This window comes from Paenibacillus litoralis, from assembly GCF_046244365.1.
Taxonomy (GTDB): domain Bacteria; phylum Bacillota; class Bacilli; order Paenibacillales; family NBRC-103111; genus Paenibacillus_V.
Genome location: NZ_CP176395.1, coordinates 2,842,226 through 2,865,186 on the forward strand (window position 1 = coordinate 2,842,226; position 22,961 = coordinate 2,865,186).

The 22,961-nt window shown below is 55.2% G+C and carries 20 protein-coding genes; 14 read left to right on the top strand and 6 right to left on the bottom strand.

The window, feature by feature from the left end:
- Positions 1–18 precede the first annotated feature (18 nt).
- Positions 19–1,611, top strand: coding sequence for a stalk domain-containing protein (locus ACKGJP_RS11400; protein WP_409345771.1), 1,593 nt, complete (start codon positions 19–21; stop codon positions 1,609–1,611).
- 142 nt (positions 1,612–1,753) lie between these two features.
- Positions 1,754–3,133 carry a L,D-transpeptidase family protein gene (locus tag ACKGJP_RS11405; protein ID WP_409345772.1) on the top strand — a complete coding sequence of 460 codons (1,380 nt, stop codon included), beginning with the start codon at positions 1,754–1,756 and terminating at the stop codon, positions 3,131–3,133.
- A gap of 117 nt (positions 3,134–3,250) precedes the next feature.
- Here ACKGJP_RS11405 and ACKGJP_RS11410 read toward each other — a convergent pair whose 3' ends face one another.
- Positions 3,251–3,397, bottom strand: coding sequence for a hypothetical protein (locus tag ACKGJP_RS11410; RefSeq protein ID WP_409345773.1), 147 nt, complete (start codon positions 3,395–3,397; stop codon positions 3,251–3,253).
- 256 nt (positions 3,398–3,653) lie between these two features.
- Here ACKGJP_RS11410 and ACKGJP_RS11415 point away from each other — a divergent pair, with 256 nt between their 5' ends.
- From ACKGJP_RS11415 to ACKGJP_RS11425, 3 genes are all read left to right on the top strand, one after another.
- Complete coding sequence (locus ACKGJP_RS11415) at positions 3,654–4,751, top strand: quinone-dependent dihydroorotate dehydrogenase (RefSeq protein ID WP_409345774.1); 1,098 nt, start codon at positions 3,654–3,656, stop codon at positions 4,749–4,751.
- A gap of 132 nt (positions 4,752–4,883) precedes the next feature.
- On the top strand, positions 4,884–5,690 hold the full coding sequence (locus ACKGJP_RS11420; protein ID WP_409345775.1) for a GTP pyrophosphokinase family protein: 807 nt from the start codon (positions 4,884–4,886) through the stop codon (positions 5,688–5,690).
- Positions 5,691–5,796: 106 nt separating this feature from the next.
- Positions 5,797–6,210, top strand: coding sequence for a DUF309 domain-containing protein (locus tag ACKGJP_RS11425; protein WP_409345776.1), 414 nt, complete (start codon positions 5,797–5,799; stop codon positions 6,208–6,210).
- A gap of 287 nt (positions 6,211–6,497) precedes the next feature.
- On the opposite strand, the gene ACKGJP_RS11430 is transcribed toward ACKGJP_RS11425, so the two are convergent.
- The gene (locus ACKGJP_RS11430; RefSeq protein ID WP_409345777.1) at positions 6,498–6,977 is read right to left on the bottom strand and encodes a thioredoxin family protein; all 480 of its coding nucleotides are present in this window, start codon (positions 6,975–6,977) and stop codon (positions 6,498–6,500) included.
- Between the two features lie 215 nt (positions 6,978–7,192).
- On the opposite strand from ACKGJP_RS11430, the gene ACKGJP_RS11435 reads away from it, so the two are divergent.
- The 3 genes from ACKGJP_RS11435 to ACKGJP_RS11445 are packed head-to-tail and all read left to right on the top strand — an operon-like array spanning position 7,193 to position 10,310.
- Positions 7,193–8,749 carry an RsmB/NOP family class I SAM-dependent RNA methyltransferase gene (locus tag ACKGJP_RS11435; RefSeq protein ID WP_409347135.1) on the top strand — a complete coding sequence of 519 codons (1,557 nt, stop codon included), beginning with the start codon at positions 7,193–7,195 and terminating at the stop codon, positions 8,747–8,749.
- Entirely contained in the window at positions 8,746–9,492 is a 747-nt protein-coding gene (locus ACKGJP_RS11440) for a pseudouridine synthase (protein WP_409345778.1), read from the top strand. The genes ACKGJP_RS11435 and ACKGJP_RS11440 overlap by 4 nt, the downstream gene beginning before the upstream one ends.
- Positions 9,493–9,518: 26 nt before the next feature.
- Positions 9,519–10,310, top strand: a complete 792-nt coding sequence (locus ACKGJP_RS11445; protein ID WP_409345779.1) for a Cof-type HAD-IIB family hydrolase — start codon at positions 9,519–9,521, stop codon at positions 10,308–10,310.
- A 163-nt stretch (positions 10,311–10,473) separates the two neighbouring features.
- On the opposite strand, the gene ACKGJP_RS11450 is transcribed toward ACKGJP_RS11445, so the two are convergent.
- On the bottom strand, positions 10,474–10,569 hold the full coding sequence (locus tag ACKGJP_RS11450; RefSeq protein WP_409345780.1) for a YjcZ family sporulation protein: 96 nt from the start codon (positions 10,567–10,569) through the stop codon (positions 10,474–10,476).
- A 208-nt stretch (positions 10,570–10,777) separates the two neighbouring features.
- Between ACKGJP_RS11450 and ACKGJP_RS11455 the strand changes: the two genes are divergently transcribed.
- Positions 10,778–11,827: a hypothetical protein gene (locus tag ACKGJP_RS11455; protein ID WP_409345781.1), complete on the top strand. Its 1,050-nt coding sequence runs from the start codon at positions 10,778–10,780 to the stop codon at positions 11,825–11,827.
- A 131-nt stretch (positions 11,828–11,958) separates the two neighbouring features.
- Here ACKGJP_RS11455 and ACKGJP_RS11460 read toward each other — a convergent pair whose 3' ends face one another.
- Both ACKGJP_RS11460 and ACKGJP_RS11465 read right to left on the bottom strand, forming a co-directional pair.
- Positions 11,959–13,377: an RsmF rRNA methyltransferase first C-terminal domain-containing protein gene (locus tag ACKGJP_RS11460; protein ID WP_409345782.1), complete on the bottom strand. Its 1,419-nt coding sequence runs from the start codon at positions 13,375–13,377 to the stop codon at positions 11,959–11,961.
- Between the two features lie 31 nt (positions 13,378–13,408).
- Positions 13,409–14,026, bottom strand: a complete 618-nt coding sequence (locus ACKGJP_RS11465; protein ID WP_409345783.1) for a TetR/AcrR family transcriptional regulator — start codon at positions 14,024–14,026, stop codon at positions 13,409–13,411.
- Positions 14,027–14,174: 148 nt separating this feature from the next.
- On the opposite strand from ACKGJP_RS11465, the gene ACKGJP_RS11470 reads away from it, so the two are divergent.
- From ACKGJP_RS11470 to ACKGJP_RS11480, 3 genes are all read left to right on the top strand, one after another.
- A complete protein-coding gene (locus ACKGJP_RS11470; RefSeq protein WP_409345784.1) occupies positions 14,175–16,427 on the top strand; it encodes an MMPL family transporter in 2,253 nt (750 codons plus the stop codon).
- A gap of 113 nt (positions 16,428–16,540) precedes the next feature.
- On the top strand, positions 16,541–17,500 hold the full coding sequence (locus ACKGJP_RS11475; RefSeq protein WP_409345785.1) for an AraC family transcriptional regulator: 960 nt from the start codon (positions 16,541–16,543) through the stop codon (positions 17,498–17,500).
- 168 nt (positions 17,501–17,668) lie between these two features.
- The gene (locus ACKGJP_RS11480; RefSeq protein ID WP_409345786.1) at positions 17,669–18,736 is read left to right on the top strand and encodes a Gfo/Idh/MocA family protein; all 1,068 of its coding nucleotides are present in this window, start codon (positions 17,669–17,671) and stop codon (positions 18,734–18,736) included.
- A gap of 90 nt (positions 18,737–18,826) precedes the next feature.
- Here ACKGJP_RS11480 and ACKGJP_RS11485 read toward each other — a convergent pair whose 3' ends face one another.
- Positions 18,827–20,218, bottom strand: coding sequence for an extracellular solute-binding protein (locus ACKGJP_RS11485; protein ID WP_409345787.1), 1,392 nt, complete (start codon positions 20,216–20,218; stop codon positions 18,827–18,829).
- 226 nt (positions 20,219–20,444) lie between these two features.
- Between ACKGJP_RS11485 and ACKGJP_RS11490 the strand changes: the two genes are divergently transcribed.
- Together ACKGJP_RS11490 and ACKGJP_RS11495 are read left to right on the top strand one after the other, a co-directional pair.
- Positions 20,445–21,434, top strand: coding sequence for a zinc-dependent alcohol dehydrogenase (locus tag ACKGJP_RS11490; protein ID WP_409345788.1), 990 nt, complete (start codon positions 20,445–20,447; stop codon positions 21,432–21,434).
- A 283-nt stretch (positions 21,435–21,717) separates the two neighbouring features.
- The gene (locus ACKGJP_RS11495; RefSeq protein WP_409345789.1) at positions 21,718–22,578 is read left to right on the top strand and encodes a DUF817 domain-containing protein; all 861 of its coding nucleotides are present in this window, start codon (positions 21,718–21,720) and stop codon (positions 22,576–22,578) included.
- Positions 22,579–22,961 lie beyond the last annotated feature (383 nt).

Sequence of the window (22,961 nt, forward strand, 5' to 3'; positions counted from 1 at the left end):
AAGAAAAAGGAGATTGCCATGAAAAAGATTCATAAAGTGTTAGCCGCCTCCGTCATGGCCGCCGTCTTGTCCGGCGGTACGGGAGCGGCAGCCGCAGGACTTGCCGGCGAGGGTGTTTATGGCAGCGGCGAATCCTCTCAGCTACTGACGAACGTGATGCCATACGCCGGTACAGGCGATTTCGGGGATCGGGCGGAAAGCTTGGCGAAAGCGACGTTCCGCACCCCGCAGAGCATTGCGGTTACGCCTGACGGAACGCTATACGTATCGGATGCAAGGAATAACGCGCTTCGCAAAATTAGCGGCAGTACCGTCTTATCGTTTGCCGGCGTCAGCAAAGTAGTGGACATGCGGGGATTTCCGATCGGCGGCCTGCAGGACGGAAAGCCCGACGAATCGTTCTTCCAGTCGCCTTCCGGGATAGCGATCGACGGCAAAGGCAACGTCTATGTGGCCGACACCGAGAACAATGCCATCCGCAAAGTCGATGCCGGCGGTAACGTTACGACCGTAGCGGGCGACGGCATCATCGGAGACAAGAACGGCAAAGGCAAGGATGCTCGATTCCATCATCCTGGCGATGTGGCGGTAACGGCTGACGGGACGGTATATGTAGCCGATACGCTAAACCATTCGATCCGCAAGATAACGACTGACGGAACCGTTTCTACGCTGAACGCACTATCGATGCGGGCCGTGGAGAAAAAACCGGGAACGGCCGAGGCGGCAGGCGATTTTGAGGACGGTCCGATCGGCAAAGCGAAATTCAACGAGCCTTCCGGCTTGGCGCTTGACGAGAAAGGCAATCTGTACGTCAGCGACACCGGCAACCAGCGGATCCGTTATATCGATTTCGCAGCAGGAACCGTTACGACGGCTGCAGGAGCAGGCGAGGCGGGTAAGAGCCTGTATGCGCCGGGCGATTTTGCCGACGGTGCGGCTGCCAAAGCCAGATTCAATTTCCCGGTAGGTCTCGGAATGACCAAAGAGGGCGGCTTGCTGATCGCCGACAGCTTAAACCATTCCATCCGTTACTTGTACAAGGGCGCCGTTCAGACGATAGCCGGGGATAGCGGACAGTTCTCAGGTTCGGACAACGGCGTTGATCGCGTGGCTTCTTTCAATAAGCCGTCGGACGTGGCCGAAGGAGCTGACGGCTCGATATACGTGACGGATGCCTTTAACAATCAGATCCGCCGCGTCATTCCGTATCGGCTTCCCGCGGATTTGGCCGGTGGTGATGCGATCAAGGTTGTGTACGAAACGAAGCAAGTCGAATTCGATACGCTGCCGGAGCTTTCGAACGGGCGTACGATGGTGCCGGTTCGCGCCATTGCGGAAGCTGCGGGCTTCACGGTCGAGTACATCGATGAGGGCGAGCTTATTTTGCTCAAAAAGGGCGGCATAACCGTAGAAATGGCAATCGGCCGCGAAACGGTCCGCACGATCGAGAATGGCCGACAGGACGACGTTCGGACGATCGATGCCGCGCCATATAAAAAGGACGGGCGTACGCTCGTTCCGGTTCGTTTCTTCGCCGAGCAGATCGGGCTCGATGTGCAGTGGAATCAAGCGCGGCAAACGGCGATCTTGCGCCTTGCGGTTGAATAGGCTTTACGCAACTTGACTCAACGTTTCGGTCCATGCGGCCGGAACGTTTTCTTTTTGATCGGGTTCGGCATGGCGGGATTTTTGACGCTTCAAACTTCGTTGTCCTTTACCGATATAGTAAATAACTGTAAGGGGGGAGCAAATGGAAGAGGATCGTCTCTATTTGAAAAAATTCGTGCAGCAGCATCCCGAGAACAAGATGGGATGGTACTTGCTCGGCAAGGAGTACGTCGCGCAAGGCAAGGACGCTAAGGCTGCCTATTGCTTCGCCCAGGCAGGGGAAGTATACGAAGCTTATGAAGCCAAAAAAATAAACGTGAAGCTGCCTGAGCATCTTTATATGGAAGGCGCGCCTAATGGGGAGCAAACGGCGGCAAGCCGGAGCAAATGGACGAATAAATGGCGGTTTGCCATGCTGCTGCTCATTTTGGCGCTGCTGTCAACCGTAGCGACCGCTCCCGAGAGCTGGCGGCCGCGAAAAGAAGAACCTGCGGCAGTCGTTGCGGCTGCGACGGATGCGGCGGTGTTCTACACGCATGCCTTCAGCAACCCGCTGGAGAAGAAAAACGCGCTTCAGACGATTTTTTTTCCGCAGCGGGCTTCTTGGAAATACGCCGTGCTGGCCAAAGGGGTACTAAGTGCCGACGGAAAATGGGTTTTGTGGCCGAAGAAGCCGGTTATCGAGCTGACGAGCGAACGTTCGGACATTACCGGACAGCCGGATGTCGCCTACTACGACGACGAACGCTGCAACTGCAAGCCGGGCGATTCCACGAAAGCGAAGCAAACGACGGAAAGCTGGATGGCGGTCGAGGAGGAGCTAGCCGTGCTTCGCTCTTCGCTGATCGCATACTCGAAGCAAAACGAAGGAGCGCTCCCGGAATCGATCGAAAAGCTTTCCGGCGACTATCCGCGCAACGTCCTCCCCGGATTTACGGAGACGATGAAACAGGCGTATCCTGCGATTGCCGCTCAGCTTGCGCAGGGTAAGCCCGCTGGCGACAGCGGCGGATCTTCGACCGCCCAGGCTCAACCCGAGAAGACGGCGGCGGAAAACCATTACGGCAATACGCCGCTCGAAGAAAAGCTGGAAATCGTCGTCGACAAAGAGAACCACCGGCTTGCGCTCGTAAGCGGCAAAATCATAATCCGCAACTATGCGGTAGGGCTTGGCGGGGATAAGACGCCGGAGCAAACGTTTGTCATCAGCGAGAAGGTGCGCAACCCGAACGGCCGCTCGAACGGCGATTTCGGCAGCAGGGGAATGACGCTTTCCGATACGCTGTTTGCGATTCACGGGACGAACGACCCCACGAGCATCGGGAAGGATAAGTCGCTCGGCTGTATTCGGATGCGCAAGGAAGACGTAGAGGAGCTGTTCGACATGGTGCCGATCGGAACGAAGGTAACGATCGGTCAGGGCGGATTGCCTGCAGAGGAGAGCATTGGCGAGGTTCGTTTTAAACTGGAGCCGCTATTCGAAGAAACAAACCCGCGCAAAGTGTATCGTTGGTTAAAATGAACGTAAGAATGCCGCCTGGCGAGACCGGGCGGCATTCTTTCCGTCATAGGGGAGAAGCACGGCTTGCGTACCGGGAGTAAGCATGGCCCGGATCTTTTTTGGGCCGCAATCTCCTTCTTAGGTGTTGAAAATAATCAGAAGCGCAACGCCGATCACAATGACACCTAGTACGGAGGCCGTCCAGACGATCGCTTTTTTGTTAACGGTTTCTTGCTTACGTCGCTGCATATGAGCCGGTTTTTGTTTTCTTTTGACGTTCGACATCGCGGCTTAACACCCTTTCCTATGTAAAATCGAATGTGATTCCATGTCATGACTTCAAGAGCTTTACTTAGTAAAGCGCTTTATTTGGATTTGTCTTCATATTACCATACCGTCATGCGCAAATGTAAGGGCTTTGCTTATAGGACGCATGACGTTCCCGACATTTTTTGCAGCCGGCCCCGCCTCCGGCTCTTTTCTTTTTGCCCGGAAAGCGATAAACTGTCATGTAGACAACTGTGGAACGGAGTGTAGCGAAATGTTGTACGATAAGCTGGCCAAGCCGATTTTGTTTCAGATGGATGCCGAGAAGGCGCATCATTTGATCGTGGACGGTTTAGGCTCAATGTCCAAAATTCCTGGGGGTAACGCCCTTCTAAGACAAATGTATGGGGTAAAGCGCAAGAAGGAGCTCGTAAGCTCCTTGTGGGGAATCGATTTTCCGAACCCGGTAGGGCTTGCGGCAGGACTTGATAAAAATGCGGCGGCGGTTCCGATGTTCTCGTCTCTCGGATTCGGATTTATGGAAGTCGGCACCGTTACACCTAAGCCGCAATCCGGCAACGATAAGCCGAGATTGTTCCGGTTACCGGAGGATGAAGCGCTTATTAACCGGATGGGCTTTAATAACGTCGGCGCGCAAAAAATGGCCGAGCATCTGGCGAAGGTTCCCGTTCACCGCATTCCCGTTGCCGTCAATATCGGCAAAAATAAGGTAACGCCGAACGAAAAGGCGGAGGACGATTATCGCGCATGTATCCGTCAGTTATACGGCTACGGCGATTTTTTTGTGGTTAATATCAGTTCGCCAAACACGCCGGACCTGCGTAATCTGCAGTATGGGGATGATTTGCGCAGGCTGCTGGAAGCGGTCAAGGATGAGATGAACGTCCAGCACCGTTCGGCGGGCGGGAAGGCGAAGCCGGTTTTGGTCAAAATCGCGCCTGACGTCGGCGACGAGGAACTCGAAATGATGGCCGCGACCATTGCGGCGAGCGGCGTATCCGGCTTGATCGCGACGAATACGACGATCGGCAGGGACGGGCTGAAGCACCCGAACAAGAAGGAAACGGGCGGACTGAGCGGCCGGCCGGTTACGCATCGATCGACGGAAGTTATCCGTAAGGCGTACCGGATCACGGAGGGCAAGCTGCCGATTATCGGCTGCGGAGGCATATTTACGGCGCAGGATGCGTATGCCAAAATACGGGCTGGCGCAAGCCTGGTGGAAGTATATACCTCGCTCATCTACGAAGGGCCGGCACTCATCCGCAGATTGAACGACGGGCTGCTGGAGCTGCTGCGCAGAGACGGGTTTCAGCATATTTCGGAAGCGATCGGCGCGGATTTCAAGTAAGCGGCGTCATGCCGCCATGCGGCGGCAGCCCATGGACGGCACCTTTCGACCGGGAAGAAAGTAAGCTATAGTAGGAACGGACTGTTGCCGCCGGGAAAGTTCGGAATCGTTGCATCGAATGGAGGCACAACGATGGATGGAAGAAACTGGGCCATGTTTTTGCTGCCTTACGAGCAGGCAGTCGAGGAATTGAAAGTAAAATTTAAAACGCTGCGCAGCGAGCTGAAGCGCCGGGAAGAATATTCTCCGATCGAATTCGTCACGGGCAGGGTGAAAAGGATTTCCAGCATATTGGAAAAAGCTAAGCGGCTCAGCGTGCCGATGGATAAAATCGAGACGGGCATCGAGGACATTGCCGGTATCCGGATCATGTGCCAGTTCGTCGAAGACATCGAGAAGCTGTCGCAGCTCATTTGCGCGCGCGAGGACATGGTGATCGTATACTGCAAAGATTACATCGCCAATAAGAAAGACAGCGGGTATCGCAGCTTTCACATTATCGTCGAATATCCGGTTCAGACGGCGCTTGGCATGAAGAGAGTGCTGGCGGAAATACAAATTCGCACGCTGGCGATGAACTTCTGGGCGACGATCGAGCATTCCCTTAACTATAAATATAAAGAGAAGCTGCCCGCAGACGTCACGCACAGATTGAGCAAAGCTGCGGAGGCGGCGTTTTTGCTGGATCAGGAAATGTCCAGTATCCGGGACGAAATTTTGGAAGCGCAAATCATGTTCGAGGATAAATCGAACGTGGTCTCCAAAGTGCTGAACGACATTCAGCAGCTCTATTTTTATCACCGGGTGCGGGAGGCGGCGCAATTCCAGCTTCGGTTCAACGAGCTGTGGGAGAAGGAAGAGCTGTGGCAGTTAAAGGATTTGGCGCTCGAAATCGATGAGTCGCTCTCACGGGCCAAGAAGGATTATAATAAGCGGTAAGCGGCTCTTTGGGCGGCAGCTTGCGCGGACGGCCGTTCCTGCGGGAATGGAGGCTTCCGCCAAGCCGGCTGCCTTTTTTGCCCTTATATGCAAGGGAGGCTGCGCGATGAAAGGATACGATCGGCTGTACGTGGCATTTCTATATTATTTCAATGCGGAGCGGGATTATTTCGAATGCCATGAGGTGATGGAGGAGCTGTGGCTGGAGGAAGGCCGCAGTCCGCTGTTCCAAGGGCTGCTTCAGGTCGCCGTAGGGCTGTACCATCATTGGAACGGCAACGTAAGCGGTTCGATTAAGCTCTTTACGCAGGGAATCGACAAGCTGCAGCAATACCCGGAGCAGGTGCACGGCATCGATCTCGGGAAGCTGCTGGAAGACAGCCGGCACTATTTGGCGAAGCTTCACCGGATTCGGGAGGAGCCGTTTGCGAGCTATGATCTCGATATCGTGATACTCGATCCGGCTCTGGACGAGCTGGTGGAGCAACTGAGGCTCGATCCGCCGAGGCATGAGGAGTAGCTGAACTCGCATCTATACACCTGCAAAAAGAAAAGAGCAGCTGGATAGCTGCTCGGAGGTTATTAACGTGCGGGTCAGTATAGAGACGAAACGGAAAGAGAAAGCGGGTCCGCGGCGAGTTTTGGCTTTGGATTCCTACCTTGCCCCGGAGGGGCTTTAATAATAAAGGGAATCCAAACCAAGATGTTTGAGTGGAACGGGCCGTTTTCACTTGGAGTGGAGTCGGTTTTGACTGGCCAAACTTTTTTAACATCTAGAAACCCAGGCGGCGCTTTCCTTTTTGCCTACTACCCTTTATACTTATTTAAAAATTCCGTGAACTTCTCCTTCGAGTTCTCGCCTACGATACGGTCAACTTCTTTGCCGTCTTTATAGTAGACAAGCGTCGGGGTGCCTTCGATTTTCGACTTTTGCCAGTAGTTCGGAAACTCGGTCAGGTTGAACTGCTTCATATCGACGCTAAGCTCCTTGGCAAGAGGCGAGAGCATCGGGGTCACGACCGCGCAATGGGAGCAGTCCGGCTGGAAGTAATAGACGAAGACAGGTTCTTTGTTCTCCAGCTTCTTGTCGAAAGCGGGAGGCAAAATGATATTCTGATAGTTCGGATCCGTCAGTTTTTTAACCGTTTGCGGCGATAGCTTGGACGCATTGACGTTGTACAATCTCTGGGCGTCTTCATTGCTTCCTGCGGTTGTCATCGACTTGACAACGAACAGCAGGACGAACACGGCAACGATTGCGGATAAGTAAATCATGAGCTTTTTCATTGTGAACCACCTTTTTTAATAATTTCAGAGAGTCGACCCTCCGCAGCTAACCGGTTTCGGGTAAACGCGGAATCGGCTGAGCCGGCATAGCGTTCGCCGAGATACGGTTTTGTGCTCCTATTTGTATTATGTTCTCCATGCATAGATAATTCTCCTTCTTATAGGTACTATAAAAATGTGAGCAATATTTGAACATGCGAAATGAGTGACAGATGATGGCAATCAAGCTGCCCGAAGCGTTCGTAGAGCGTATGTGCGCGATGCTGGGCGACGAATTTGAAGCGTTTATGCGGTCGTATGAGGAACCGCGCTATTACGGGTTAAGGGTGAACACGCTGAAGCTGCAGACATCGCGGTTCGCCGGGGAGTTGTCTCCCTTCGAGCTTCAGCCTGCGGCATGGGCTCCCGACGGTTTCTATTACGAGGAAGGGGAAAGGCCGGGAAAGCATCCGTACTATCATGCCGGGCTTTACTATATCCAAGAGCCGAGTGCGATGGCGCCGGTCGAGCTGCTTGATGTGAAACCGGGTGAACGAGTGCTTGATCTATGCGCGGCTCCCGGCGGGAAGTCGACCCAAATCGCCGGCAAGCTGGGCGGGACGGGCCTGCTCGTCAGCAACGACAACAGCGCGGATCGGGTCAAGGCGCTAGTGAAAAATATCGAGCTGTCGGGCGTGCGGAATGCGGTCGTATTTAATGAGACGCCGGAGCGGCTTGCGCCGGTTTTCGCGGCATATTTCGATAAAATACTAATCGATGCTCCGTGTTCCGGCGAGGGGATGTTCCGGAAGGAAGAGGAAATGGCGAAGCAATGGGAGCGCCATTCGGTGGAACGCTGCAGCCTGATGCAGCGGGATATATTGGAGAAGGCCGCGGCGATGCTGAAACCGGGCGGACGAATCGTCTATTCGACGTGCACGTTCGCGCCGGAGGAGAACGAATGCAGGATCGCGGCGTTCCTGGACGCGCATCCCGATTTTGGCGTCGTGCCCGTGGAGCCGGCGCACGGCTTTGCAAGCGGCCGCCCCGATTGGGTGGCGCTGGGCGAGGGAGGGGCGGCGGCAAGTCCGGCCGCCGCAGCGGCGGTGCGAGGCACCGTGCGGCTGTGGCCCCATCGCCTGAAGGGCGAGGGCCACTATGCCGCGGTGCTGGAGCGCCGCATTGCGCCGGGCGGCGAGACCGCCGCCCCGGCTGCGCTGCCCGCGCGGCAGGCGGCTGCGGCACCGCAAGCCCGGCTAGCCGGCGCGGAACGCGGCGGCAAGGGCCGCAGCCATGGCGCCGGGCGCACGGGCGCTCGCGATGCGGTGCCCGCAGGGCCGGATCTGGCGCCATGGCTGCAGTTCGCCCGCGAACAGCTGACCGGCCCGCTAACGGGCGTGCCGGTCAGCTTCGGCGAGCATCTGTACATGGCGCCGGAGGTACTGCCCGATCTGGCCGGCCTGAAGGTAGCGCGCCCCGGCTGGTACGCCGGAACGCTCAAGCGCGGCCGGTTTGAGCCGTCCCACGCGCTGGCGATGGGGCTGCGCGCGGAGCAGGCTGTACGCTGCTTGAATCTCCGGCTTGCCGAGCCGGCGGCATACGGGCAGGCGATCCGCTATTTGAAAGGGGAGACGCTTACGGTTTCTCCCGAAGATATCGACGTCAAGGATCTTGCGGGATCGCTCAAGGGCTACTGCCTCGTTTGCGTAGACGGATTTCCCGTCGGCTGGGGCAAATGGCAGGATGGCATGTTGAAGAACGAATATCCCGCCGGTTGGAGGTGGAGTCCATGAAGAAGACGCAAAGGCTCGATAAAATATTAGCGCACACGGGCTTCGGCACAAGAAGCGAAATCAAGGGTCTGGTGAAACGGGGCAGCGTTGAGGTGAACGGTCAGACCGTTAAAGACAGCGGCATGCAGGTCGATCCCGACCGCGACCGCATTACGGTGGACGGCGAACAAGCCGTATTCCGCGAGTTCGTTTACTTAATGCTGAATAAGCCGCAGGGTGTCGTTTCCGCAACGGAAGACACGAGAGACAGGACGGTCATCGACCTGCTTGACGATGCTTACCGGCACTTCGATATTTTTCCGGTAGGGCGGCTCGATAAAGATACGGAGGGCTTGCTGCTGCTTTCGAATGACGGGAAGCTTGCCCATAATTTGCTTTCTCCGAAAAAGCACGTGCCTAAAACGTATTATGCCATCGTTGAAGGAACTGCTCCTGTCGGAGAATCCGATGCCGCCGTCTTTCGGCAAGGAGTAGCGCTCGACGACGGCTATGTAACCATGCCGGCCGAGCTTACCGTCTTGAAGACGGATACCGTGCAGGGAGCGGCCCGCTCCGAAATCGAGCTGACGATTATGGAAGGTAAGTTTCATCAGGTCAAACGAATGTTTCAAGCGGTAGACAAGAAAGTGACCTTTCTCAAAAGGCTCAGTATGGGACCGCTGAAGCTTGACGAGGAACTGCCGGCAGGAAGCTACCGCGAGCTGACCGGGGCGGAGCTTGAGTCGCTTAAGGAAGGACGCTAACGCAAGGGAACGGAGGGGGAACATCAATGAAATACAAGCTGATCGCGCTTGACGTCGACGGCACGCTGCTAAACGACGATTATGAGCTGACGGATCCGACGAAGGAAGCGGTTAGGGCGGTTCATGAAGCGGGAGCGAGGATCGTGCTGTGCACGGGAAGAAGCCCGCTCAACACGATGCCGATCCTGAGCCAGCTCGGTCTCGAGGGCGTGATGGTGACGCATAACGGAGGAGCGACCGTGAACTCGCTGGACCGCAGCGTCCTGCATGAGTTTGCTTTTACGGTTCGGCAGGCGGAGCCCGTCATTTCCTACTGCCGGGCCCGCGGCATCCACTTCGATCTGTGCCCGCCCTTGGATATGTTCGTGGAGCGGCTGACCGACGAAATTCGCGCCATGTACACCAAATATTTGATGACGCCTAAGCTGATTCCGGATGCCATGGCGCTCGAGCAAGGAATCGTCAAAATGTCGATTTTCGGCGAGCGGGAAGAGATCGACCGGCTGGAAAGCGAATATGCGGAGATAGGCTGCCCGCTCTCGATTATTCGGAGCGGCGATCATTTCGCCGACATTATGCATCCCAAGTCGACCAAAGGGAATGCGCTGAGACATTTGGCGGATTCCCTCGGTATTGCCCGCGAGCACATCCTCGCCATCGGCAATTATTTCAATGACGTGGAAATGATCGAGTTCGCGGGTCTCGGCATCGCGATGGACAATTCGCCGGAGCCGGTTAAGCGAAGCGCGGATACGGTTACCGCCTCGAATAACGAGGAAGGTGTCAGCGTGGCGCTGCATACCTATTGCTTGGCATAGCGCAAAGAGGATCGGCCGTTTTTAACGGTCGATCCTTTTTGTTCGATCCGGAAAGATAAAGCGAAAGCTGCGAGTGGGAAGCGCGATGGAGGAGTGTGTGGCTGTCATGGACGAACGATTCGCAGCGTACGCCTTATGCGGGTCGCTTCGGGTAGCGGGATGATTAGAAGAGGCAAGCGCAGCTAACGATAACCAGCAAAATGAACAGTACAAGAATGGTCCCTGTCGACGTAAAAACGCCGCCAACTCCTGCAGACATGGGGTACGCCTCCTTGAGTGCTAGAAATTCCGACAGCCGCTGCCGTTTGTTCGGGTATGGATGATCGCTCATCCGCATTTGCCATCGGTCTACGATATAGTATGGTGATCTGCGGATTTCGATTGGACGGATGCCCCGAGTTTCATATTTTGGGCGAAGCAGGGAAATTCTAAGAAAGCAAGGAAGCCAAAACGCGGAGGGGATAAGGATGGCGACAATCAGGCTGCGCCCTGAAATGAAAACAGCCGGCGGGGAAGTGAACGACATACTCGTAAACGGCCGCTTTGCGGGAACCATGACGCTGGTTTACCGCGATAGCGATCGCATTTCCGGTTCCGTCCAGCTGGATAAACAATCGTTGTCGGAAGCCGAGAAGCAACAGGTCGAATCGTTCGTTCAGCAGTTTATTCAGGATGCGATACTTGCGCTGCGCGCGGCTTCATGCGAGGTAATCGTGACGTACAGCCGGTTCGATCATATCGTATCGACCGACGACTTCGAATACGATTGGGTGGAGGACGATTTTTATACGGGGGACGAAGGAATCGAGGAAAACGAACAAATCGAGATGCTGGAGGAGTGGCAGCCTTCGGATGACGGCGAATCGGAGGCGGAGCCTGTCTATTTCGAGCTTGTCGTAACCAAAGAGGGCCGCAGCCGGATCGAATACGGCATTTGTAACCGGAGGCGGGAAACCGTCGCCGCCGTTGAAGCCAGAATCGTCAGCCATGAGGTGAACGGGGATATCCGCTGGGAGTCGGATCCGAACGACATCGAAATCGAGCATGCGACGGAGCTGCTCGTTTCCGATTTTGACGAGAACGAAATCGACACGTTCGTCATCAACCATTGGTTTAACGGCGATGTTGTCGAGACGGTCGAGCTGACCCACGAGGATTTGCTGGATGATTCGGAATCGGAGCAGGGTATCGGATATGACGCCGAAACCGACGAAGACGATGAGGAGTATACGGTTGTGCTTGGGCGGGATGACGGCGACACGCTGACCTACGAAATTTATCAGCAATCCAGAGGCGGATTGCCGATCGGAACGGCAACCGTCGATATTAGCCGGAGGCAGCTAAGCGGTTTTATCGATTTCCGGGAGCTGGGAGACCGAATCGATCATGAACGCATTGCGGCTCAATTGCTGCGCGAGCTGGATAAGGAGAAAGATTATCAAACCGTCAGCTTAACGATGCTTTACCACAACAAACCGTTCGACGAGATTATCTTCGAGACGGAGCAAATTCATTAAAATGCATTCGCCGGTATCCGCATAGCTCTGCGGAGGTACCGGAACGTCGGAAAAAAGGCTGCAGGCGCCGTATTCGGGTTCTGCAGCCTTTTCACATGCCTTCATCCAAGCTTGCTTTATATATCCTTCGCTCAGCTTAGCCAGCGCAGGCCTTTCGGATAGTGGTTTTTGATCAGACCGTCGCTAGTCTTACCGAAGCCGATCGGGTAGCCGTCTATCGTTACGAACGTCCAGCCGTTCGGTTGTTCCGCTTCTGCGGCGAGAGCTTCTCCCTTCAAATACGCGATCGCCCGCGATTCGTCCGCCTGCAGCGATACGACGCCGTCTCCCGGCTTCAACCGGGGCATCGCAATCGCCAGCGCGTGGGCCGGCTCCATCCGATTCTTCTTCACCGTGGCGAGATGGAGCCCCGGCCGGGCGGTTTTCAAGCCCTGCAAATCATCCGCCCGGAACGTACAGCCGGTTGTTTGCGGCAGCCAATAAAGCTGATCCCCGAACAATAGCGGCTCGCCCGGGGCATCGCCAATCCCCGGTACGTTTGCAGACAGAGCGGCCTCATATGCGGACGTAGGCAGCGAGCTTGCGGCGAATTCGCGAAACTGCGCCCAAGCTTCCGCCGTTGTCCGCGGGATCCCCCCGTTCTTTGCGGGTTTTCTGTCTTTGAAGTTCTTGGCGTCGATCGGCGGGATCCCGCCGGTATCGGCGGTTTTACGGAGAAGGGCGACAAAATGCCCTTCGCCCTTATGAAGATGAGGCCATATGCGTTCGATGCGAATGACTTCCAGCTCCGGGCATTCTTTGGCGATGGCGTCCACCGTTTGCTCGTTTTCTTCCAAATTGAACGTGCAAGTGGAATAAGCCAGCATTCCGCCGGGTTTCAGCATAACGACCGCGTGACGCAAAATATCCGCTTGCCGGGCGGCGCACATCGTCACGTGCTGAGGCGACCATTCGGCAATTGCGGCGGGGTCTTTGCGGAACATGCCTTCGCCCGAGCAAGGCGCGTCCAGCATGATTTTATCGAAGTAAGCGGGGAAGCGCAGCGATAGCTGGTCCGAAGCCGCGTTCAGCACGACTGCGCCTGCAATCCCCATACGCTCTACGTTCTCCGCTAATATTTTGGCGCGTCCGGGATGGATTTCATTCGCGATCAGCAAGCCTGAACCGCCCATTTTCGCGGCGATTTGCGTCGTTTTGCCCCCAGGGGCGGCAGCCAAATCCAGCACGACGTCGCCGGGCTTCGGAGCCAGCAGCTCCACGGCGGACATCGCCGAGGGCTCCTGGATATAATAGAGGCCTGCGGCATGATAAGGATGCTTGCCGGGCCGATGCGGTTCTTCATAATAGAAGCCGGATGGGCACCAGGGTACGGGCTCCAGCCGGAACAGCGAGCGAATGGCTTCGGCGGTTGCGCCGGCCGTATCGATTTTAAGCTCATTCAAGCGCAAACCCTGCGTGCGCGGACGGTCGTAGGAGGCCCGGAACGATTCGGCGTCCTCCCCCAGTTGCACACGGGTTCGTTCGAGGAATGATGCGGGTAACGCGAGCATAGCGGCTTTCTCCTTTAGTCGTTGAAATAGGTTACACGTGAATCCCGCGCCAAAACAAGTCGACGATCCGATCCGCCGCATCGGGGGGCGATTCGAACAAACCGTGATGCTCGGAATAGCGGCTGTCTCCGATCATCAGCATCGCGGTAAAGGCGTGAGCGGCCATAACCGGGTCATCCGTACGAATTTCTCCGCTTTTGTTTCCTTCATCGAATCCGATTGCGATCGTTTCGTATATTTTGCGCTCGGCTGAGCGAATCGTTTGCAATTGCTCGGGAGTGATGGAATGAACGGCTTTCATCAGCATGCCTTCGAAATCCATGCGGGCGTTCCGTAGGTACAGCTCCGCCATCACCTTTATACGCGCTTTAAGCGGTTCCTCGCGCTTCAGAACCATGGCGATATACGGAATAATTCTGCCGAGCTTCTCGGTTATCGAAGCTACGAATAAATCCGCTTTGGTCGGAAAGTAGTAGTAGACCGACGCTTTCGTGATGCCGCAGGCGGCCGCAACGTCGCTAATGGAAACCCCGTCATAGCCGTACTCCATGAACAGCTGCGAGGCGTGGTTAAGAATCGTGCCGGCAATCGGCTCTCCAGACGTGTCGGCAGCGGGTCTGCCTGGCGACCGTTTCGGTTTTTCGGACATCGGTTCACCTCCGGACAAGCTGTTGTACAAAGATCGAATTGATTATAACATAGACGGGTCTGCATAAAAACAAAGCGCCCCGTTGATAATTAACCGACTGGTATATATAATTATAATTAATGCAATCGATCAGGGGGATGACAAAGGGATGGGGAAAGAATCGCTGCCGGCCCGTTACGGCCGAATAGTGGCAGGACCGAAAACGAAATGGGTAACGCTTGTCGTATGGCTTTTGCTGACTGCCTTATTGTCAGCCGTTCTGCCTGGCGTTAATAAGGTCGAAAATAACGCTGCCGAGAACCTTCCGGATTCCATGGCTTCCATGCAGGCGGAGGCGCTGGCGCGCAGCGAGTTTGCGAGCGGTTCCGGCTTGCCCGCACTCGTTGTCTGGTATCGTCCTTCCGGACTCAAACAAGACGATTTCACGCTTATCCAGAACCTGAGCAAGCAATTGGAGGAAAAGCCGCTGGATGAGCAGAAGTCGGCGCCGCCGCTCCACAAGCTGCCTCTGCAGGCTCTTCAAGGGCAAGCGTCCAAGGACGGAACGGCGATCGTTACGCCTATCTTTTTTGAGGAAGGGACGCCGAACGAGCAATTGGACAAAAGCCTGAAAGAGCTGCAGGCTCGCGCCGCCGAGTTAGCCGGCGTCAGCCCGTTTGACTCTGGCGGCCGGCTGAACGAAGAGAAGCTTCATGCCCGCGTCACCGGTCCCGCCGGCATTTCGGTCGATGCGACGGCTTTATTCAAGAAAGCCGATGTTTCGCTGCTTCTTGCGACCGTATTACTCGTACTTGTTCTTCTTATCTTGCTTTACCGCTCCCCGATTTTGGCGATCGTGCCGCTCATCGGCGTCGGGTTTGCCTATGGGCTTGTCAGTCCGCTGCTCGGCTTTCTGGCGGATAAGGGATGGATCGTGATCGACAGCCAGGCCGTTTCCATTATGACGGTGCTGTTGTTCGGAGCCGGGACCGATTATTGCTTATTTATCGTGGCGAAATACAGGCAGCTGCTGCTGGAAGAGGAAGACAGATACATGGCGCTGAGGCTGGCGCTTTTCGGCTCCTCGGGAGCCGTAGCCATGAGCGGGCTCACGGTCGTCATCTCGCTGTTCGTGCTGCTTTTTGCCAAGTATGGCGTCTATCAGCGCTTTGCCGTACCGTTCTCGCTGTCCATCCTCATTATGGGACTGGCAAGCTTGACGCTCGTGCCGGCTCTGCTGGCGATATTCGGGCGCTCGTCTTTCTATCCGTTCGTGCCGCGTACCCCGCAAATGCTGGAGGAGATCGCCCGGCGCAAAAACAAGCCGCTGAAGCGTCAGCCGAGCGTAGGCCGTTTCAGCATCGCCCTGGGCCGATTCGTTACGCGCAAGCCTTGGCTTATATTGATCGTATGCCTCATCGTGCTGGGCGGCTTGGCCGGGTATTCGGCAACGACGAAGTATACGTTTAACACGCTGCAGTCATTCCCCGAGGATATCCCGTCAAGGGAAGGGTTTAAACTGATTTCGGAGCACTATACGCCGGGTACGTTGGCGCCCGTTTCCGTCATGGTGGATGCGAAAGGGAAACAGACCGCCGTGAAGGAGGAGCTGGCCAAGCTTCCTTTTGCGACCAAGGTGACGGGACTGGTGCAGGGCTCGAGCAACAAACAGCTTGAAGCCTACGAGCTGGAATTCAACGTCGATCCGTATTCCAACGAAGCGATGGATCATATTCCCGTCATCCGCGAGACGGCTGCGGCCGCGCTGGAGAAGGCAGGAATCGGCGGAGAAAACGTCTGGATTTCGGGACAAACCGCGTCGCAGTACGATACGCGCGAGCTGAACGAACGCGACGAGAAGGTCATCATGCCGATCGTGATCGGGTTAATCGCACTGCTGCTGCTTGCTTATCTGCGTTCCGTCGTCGCAACCGTTTATTTGATCGCAACCGTCGTTCTCTCCTTCTTTTCGGCGCTCGGCGCAGGGTGGTTCGTGCTGCACGAGCTGATGGGCGCATCCGCGATCCAAGGCTTGATCCCGCTCTATGCGTTCGTCTTTCTCGTTGCGCTTGGCGAAGACTACAACATTTTCATGATTTCGAGCATCTGGCAAAAACGCAAGCATATGCCGCTACGCGAGGCGATCGCGCAGGGCGTGAGTGAGACGAGCTCCGTTATAACCTCTGCCGGACTGATTCTGGCGGGAACGTTTGCGGTTCTCGCAACGCTGCCGATACAAGTGCTCGTGCAGTTCGGAACCGTAACGGCAATCGGCGTTCTGCTCGATACGTTCGTCGTCCGGCCGTTTCTCGTTCCCGCCATTACGGTGCTGCTGGGCAAATGGGCATTCTGGCCGGGGAAAGCCGTTCCCGAAGCTGAGGCCGGCGGCGAGGCGGTTAAACGCGGCGCAACGCTTAACTAGGAATACGGTTAAAAACTTGTGTGCGAGAGTCCCCATTTCGTTTACAATGGAGTCAGTTGCAGCGAAACGGGCCAGATTAACGCATTCGAATGGCCGCGAACGGGGGAAGCAGCGTGGGAGTGCTATTGTTTCAGCATAAAACGTTTATGGAAGAACGGTTTCCGTTCAAATTCCATTTTGGCGGTTATCGCAAGGTGAAGCAAGACGTCCATATGCACGATTACGTTCAGCTTGTTTACGTTATGCGCGGAAGCTGCAGCCACTTCTTTTGCGATCGGGAGCTGGTTATGTCCAAGGGCGACTTGTTCATGATTCCGCCGTGGGTGGAGCACAGCGTGAATACGGACGGTCATGATGCGGATATCGTGCTGATCGATTTTTTGCCTGTACTGGTGAACGATAAGCTGGCCGGCTTCTCGCAGACGGTGCTTGACCGGTTGAACGGCGGACGTTTGGCGAGCCGGGCTGAGGATAGAAGCGTAAACGAAACGCCCTTGGAGGGGAAGACCGCCAATTTGCGGGATACATGGCTGCACTTTCCTCAGGAAAAACAGCAGTTGGTCGAACAGCTGCTGCTGGATATCGCGGACGAGCTCAAGCGCAAGGAAAGCGGCTATGAGTTTTCGATTCAGCTCAGCCTCGTCAAGCTGCTGCAGCTGATGGACCGGGAGCTCGGCAAGCAGGAACGAAACTTCCGGGAAGGGCGCGCGAACCGGCTGAAGCAAACGCAATTCGACCAGGTCATGAAATATATCGCGGAAAACTATATGAAAGACATTACGCTTGAGCAAGGGGCGGAGCTGGCGAATATGGCGCCCGCTTATTTCAGCCATCAGTTTAAACGGGCGACGGGAACGGCATTTATCGATTGTCTGCACGAAACGCGGATCGAACGGGCGAAGGAACTCATTACCCTCGAAAAGCTGACGATGACGGATATTTGCTACGAGGTCGGCTTTCATCATTTGAGTCATTTTATCCGGACGTTTAAGAAAAAGACGGGGCTGACGCCGACCGCTTACAAAAAAGCGCTGTTGTACGCGCCGGATCCCGAAACGACGCCTTTCTGCTGAAGGCGTTTTTTTTCTTTCGGAACCTATGGGAAGGCAAGTCGAAAAATAATGCAATTATTCGAATAAAAAGTGCAAGTCACAGCAGCCGTTCCCGCGGTATAGTAAGGCTAGTGAAAAGAAAGCGCTGTACCAATCAGCCTTATGATATCGACGGGAGTGGGGAAGAAGATGAGCAAGCCGATTAGAGTGGGCATCATCGGGCAAGGCCGAAGCGGGCGGGACATTCACGCTGCGAATTTGCAAAATATGACGGACAGCTACCGGATCGTCGCGGTGGCCGACGGTCTTCCGGACCGCCGCGAGCGCGCCGAGAAAGAGTTCGGCTGCAAGGCGTACCCGACGTACGAAGAAATGGTCGCAAACGAACAGCTTGATCTGGTTGTCAATGCGTCGCCGAGCGAGCTGCATTTTCCGATCTCGCTCGATTTGTTGAATAAAGGGGTCAACGTGCTGTGCGAAAAGCCGCTTGCCAAAACGGCTGAGGAAGTAGACCGCCTGATCGAGGCGTCCGAACGAAACGGCAAGGTGCTGGCGGTATTCCAGCAATCCCGTTACATGCCGGCGTTCTCGCAAATTCGTAAAGTGATCGAGTCCGGCGTGCTGGGACGCGTCGTACAGGTTGATTTTACGAACAACTATTTCGGCCGCAGATGGGACTGGCAGACGCTCCAATCGAATAACGGCGGCAATCTGATGAATACCGGCCCTCATCCGGTGGATCAGGCGCTCCAGCTGTTCGGAACGGATATGATGCCGCAAATTACATGTATCATGGACCGCGCGAATACGTTCGGCGACGCCGAGGATTACGTGAAAATCATTATGCGCGGACAGGGGCGTCCGACAATCGATCTTGAAATATCGTCCTGCAGCTCTTATCCAAGACCGCAATTCGTCATTCAAGGCACGAACGGCGGGCTGAAGGGAAATGCCGCCGGTTTGGAGTGGAAATATTTCGTGCCGGAGGAAGCGCCGCATCAGGAGCTGACACGCACGCCGCTCTTTAAAGCGGACGGCACGCCTGCTTATTGCAACGAGCAGTTGACTTGGTATGAGCATAAATGGGAGCCGGAGGAAGGGACGAATTCGTTCTCCTTCATGACGCAGCAGCTGTACGAGATGGTCAAACGGACGCTGACCGAAGGAGCGCCGCTTGAAGTGACGCCGCAGCAGGTGCGCCAGCAAATGGCGGTCATGGAAGAATGCCGCCGTCAAAACCCGCATATTTACGCTTAATGCATGCCAAAACGAGCCTGGGAGAAATCCCGAGGCTCGTTTTTTACGTTTTGGCTCTTTTGAGAGAAGCGGGTAGAGGGCCGGCGTGTCCTATTTCGCGGAATCGCGGAGTTCATCGATTTGATTCAGCAGCGACGCTTCGTCGATAATACCGGACCAGTACCGTTTCAGCAGATTGCGCAAGGTTAGCTGGGCGGCTGCCGTAAAATTCAAGTCTCGCTGCAGACGAAATGTCGGAAACAGCTCGCGGAACATCGCCTCGTGCTGCGGCCTGTTCAAGGGGGCGGCATCCCGGGAAGGCGGCCCTTCCGCAATCGACTTGGTGACGGGCAAGCTGGTCGTATGGTCGCGGATCAGCTGCTGCGCCCGGCGGGAAGCGAAATAGGCGACGAGCAGCTTGGCGGCATCCTTATTTTTCGCTTGACGGCTGATCGCCATGCCGATGATGATTTGCAACGTAGCCGAGCGGTCCAGAAACGGCAGCGGCGAAATGTCGTATTCGATATCGACGTGCTTGAACTCGTTCATGCTGAAATAACTCGACATGATCATCGAGACATTCCCTTGTAAAAAGAACTGATTGACGTCGTCGCTGCTTTCCGTAATATAGCCCGGAATGACGTGAGGATCGGAAATGATAGCCTGCACGAGCCGAAGGCCGTTCATCCAATCGGCCGCCTCGGAGGCCGGCGCATGGGAGCCGCTCTGCAGCAGGAAAATCGGCCAGCGGTTCTCCGACATCAAATAGAAGTAGAAGCCGAATCTTTCGCCGGGCTTGGCGATCGTTTTCGCCGTCCGAAGAAGCTCGCTCCACGACCAGCTGCTGTCAGGCTCCGGCAATCCCGCTTCCCGGAAATGCGCTTTGTTGTAGCACAGGACGATCGGCGAAAAACTGACCGGCTGCATGTACATCGTTCCGTCGAACGTTACCGGAGACGTGACGAACGAATAGGCTTCGGCGGATGCATCGAGCGGCTCCAGGCAGCCGAGCGCGTCCTGCTCGTACATTTCCTGCAAATTAGCCGAGTTAAGGGTCGTAACGTCGATCAGGCCGGCTTCCAAATAGGAGGCGGCCATCTTCACGAAGCTTTGCGGAGCTGCAGAAAACTCGATCGCGTAATTGACGGTTTTGACCTCTATCCACGGGTGCAGCTCTTCGAAATCGGCAATGAGCCGGGTAAGCTCAAGGTCGCGTTCGATGGAGGAAGCGCAACCGAGCGTGACCACGGTTCTCTGCTGCCGTACCTGCTCGGCGACACGGTTGCCGACGCGGTTGATTTTGACGATTGCGCCTTCTTCGACAAGCGTTTCGAGGCCTTTACGGACGGATTTGTTGCTTAATTGGAATTGAGTCGCCAGAGTGCTTTCGGAAGGCAGGAAGCTGCCCGCCGGATAGCGTCCGCTCGCCATATCGTGCCTTAGCTGGCGGACCATTTCGTCCAAACGGTCTTGAAACGTTTTGCGGCTTGCTTTATTTTTCATTCGGAAGCTCCTTATGCATCAATCGTACATCAGCAATGATCTGCTAGTGCTAGTATAACCGCTTTTTCGTTTCAGGGAAACGATGCGATCGGCGAAAAAGAGGTTGACAGGTTCAGAATATCCACTTTATGATGTAGATAGGAATTAAATATACATCAGAAAAAAGATTTGGAAATCGAATCAAGTGAGCTTGTACATCAATTTATAAATTAGGGGATGGAATACTATGCGAGCGGCTAAAAGCGTTCACGGCAAGCTTACGATCGTCGATATACCGGTTCCGGAGGTAACGGATCATTCCGTGCTGGTCAAAACGGACTATTCGGCATTGAGCACGGGTACCGAACTGATGGTGCTGGGCATGGAGAACGTGGAAACGTTTTTGGGTTACAGCGGTACGGGGATCGTGCAAGCCGTTGGCAAGGACGTTACGCACGTTCAGGTCGGCCAGCGCGTTGTCTGCTACGGCGTGCCGACGCACGGCGAATATTTTCTGGCGTATAAGCATCATGTCGCTCCGGTTCCGGCGCATGTCGACCCGCAGGAAGCCGCGTTTGCCGGGATTGCGACAATTTGCATTCAGGCGCTGCGGCAGGCCGATCTTCGCTTCGGCGAGACGGTCGTCGTATTGGGTCTCGGCATTCTTGGACAGTTGATCGCTCAAATCGCCCGCGCTGCGGCATATCGCGTCATTGCGGTTGACCATATGGAAGAGCGCTGCATGCTGCTGGAGTCCACCGGACTGGTGGAGGCATGCCGTTCAAATGACGAAGTGAAGGAACGTCTGGAAGAGCTGACCGGCGGCAAGGGCGCCGATGCCGTTCTTATATGCGCCAGCTCGAAAACGCATAAGCTTGTCGACCAAGGGATCGAATGGATTCGCGACAAAGGGAAGGTCGTTATCGTAGGGATTACAAATACGGAATTCGACCGCAATGCTCTGTTTGCCAAGGAAGCGCAAATCACGGTTTCCCGTGCGGGCGGGGCGGGCCGATACGATCAGGATTACGAGAAGGAAGGCAAGGATTACCCGTACGGTTATGTGCGCTGGACGATGGGGCGGAATTTGGAGGAGTTCGCCCGGCTGCTGGCCGACGGTCGACTTTCGATCAAGCCGCTGATAACCGGGATCTATACGCTGGACTCAATGGATACGGCTTACCGGCTGGCTAAGGAATCCCCTAGTCAAACGATGGGGATGCTCGTTAGCTACTAGAAACAGCCAAATCGGAACGTATGGCGGCAGTCATGCGAAATGATGACCGGCGGTTTCATTTCCTAGCATGAGTTTCAACAAATAATAGATGTCTAGCGCAAGGCTCTTTAAGAGTCTTGCGCTATTTATTTGTTCCGAGGGTAAAGTCAAAGTCTTTTTGTAACAGCAAATGGGTTATTTTGACGGGGACTCCCGCTGTTCCTCCGGCTGAAGTATAATGTCAATCAGAGAAGCGCCGTCAAGAGGCTCGACTGACGGTTGCGGTCATCGAAGGGAGGCAAACATGCAGACGAAACAAGGGTTACCGCCAAAGGGCCATGAGGTACAGAGGCCTGCTGCGGAGCGGAAAGGGAGGCTGTATGAGCTCAGCGCCGCATTCCGGCAGCTCTGGCATTTCGGCTATCAGCAGGCGATGAGCTGCATATTTCCCGTCGCCATTTTCGGCACGCTGGCCGTTTCCAAATGGATCGAAATTCCGTTTATCCACCGGTACGATCTCATATTGCTTGTGCTGCTTGCGGTTCAGCTTATGATGTACCTGAGCGGACTGGAGACGATCGACGAAATTAAGGTCATCTGCGTTTTTCATATCATCGGACTGGCGCTAGAACTGTATAAGGTACAAATGGGTTCCTGGGCTTACCCGGAGCCCGGAATCAGCAAATGGTTCGGCGTTCCGCTGTACAGCGGCTTCATGTACGCAAGCGTGGCCAGCTATATGTGCCAAGTATGGCGGCGGCTGAAGATGGACATGACCGGCTGGCCGGGCATGGCGCTGGCCGCCTCGCTCGGAGCGGCGATATACTTGAATTTTTTCACCCATCATTTCCTGCCGGATTTTCGCTGGTGGCTCACGGCGCTCGTCTTCGTCGTCTTCTGGAGGACGAGAATTTACTATACGGTACGTGCCAAAACGTACCGGATGCCGCTGTCCGCGGCTTTCCTGCTTGTCGGTTTCTTCATCTGGCTTGCGGAGAACATTGCGACTTTTTTCGGCGCGTGGAAGTACCCGGACCAGCATGAAGCCTGGCGTCTCGTCGGCTTCGGCAAAATCAGCTCTTGGTTTCTGCTCGTCATAATCAGCGTCATTATCGTGGCGCAGCTCAAGCATGTGAAGGCTGGAAGGACGAAGGGGAGCGGATGAGCGGGGAAAATGAATAAGGAAGAGAAGCATCCCTCATCCATTGGGATCTAGGTGATTTCCGTTACTTGCGATTAGGTGGGAGGCAGTACCTTAAACTGCCTTTCGGCACTTTCTCTTAGTTAGGCAGGTTTTCTTGGAATGAAATGGGCTTGAACGAGTATGATCGGAGCATTGGGAAAAATAGTTGTGCGAGTAAGCGACGGGTATTGGAAGACATCTGTCGATAGGCGGAACGAACGGCGACAACGCAAAAAGCGTGTGTTGTTTACGTAGTGAGGGGATCCTCCAACGAAACTAACACATGCAAATCAATCGCCAAACAAAAAAGTGAACCCAAGTTCAGTAATAATGAACCAAACTTCATTAAAATGCGCTAAAGACGG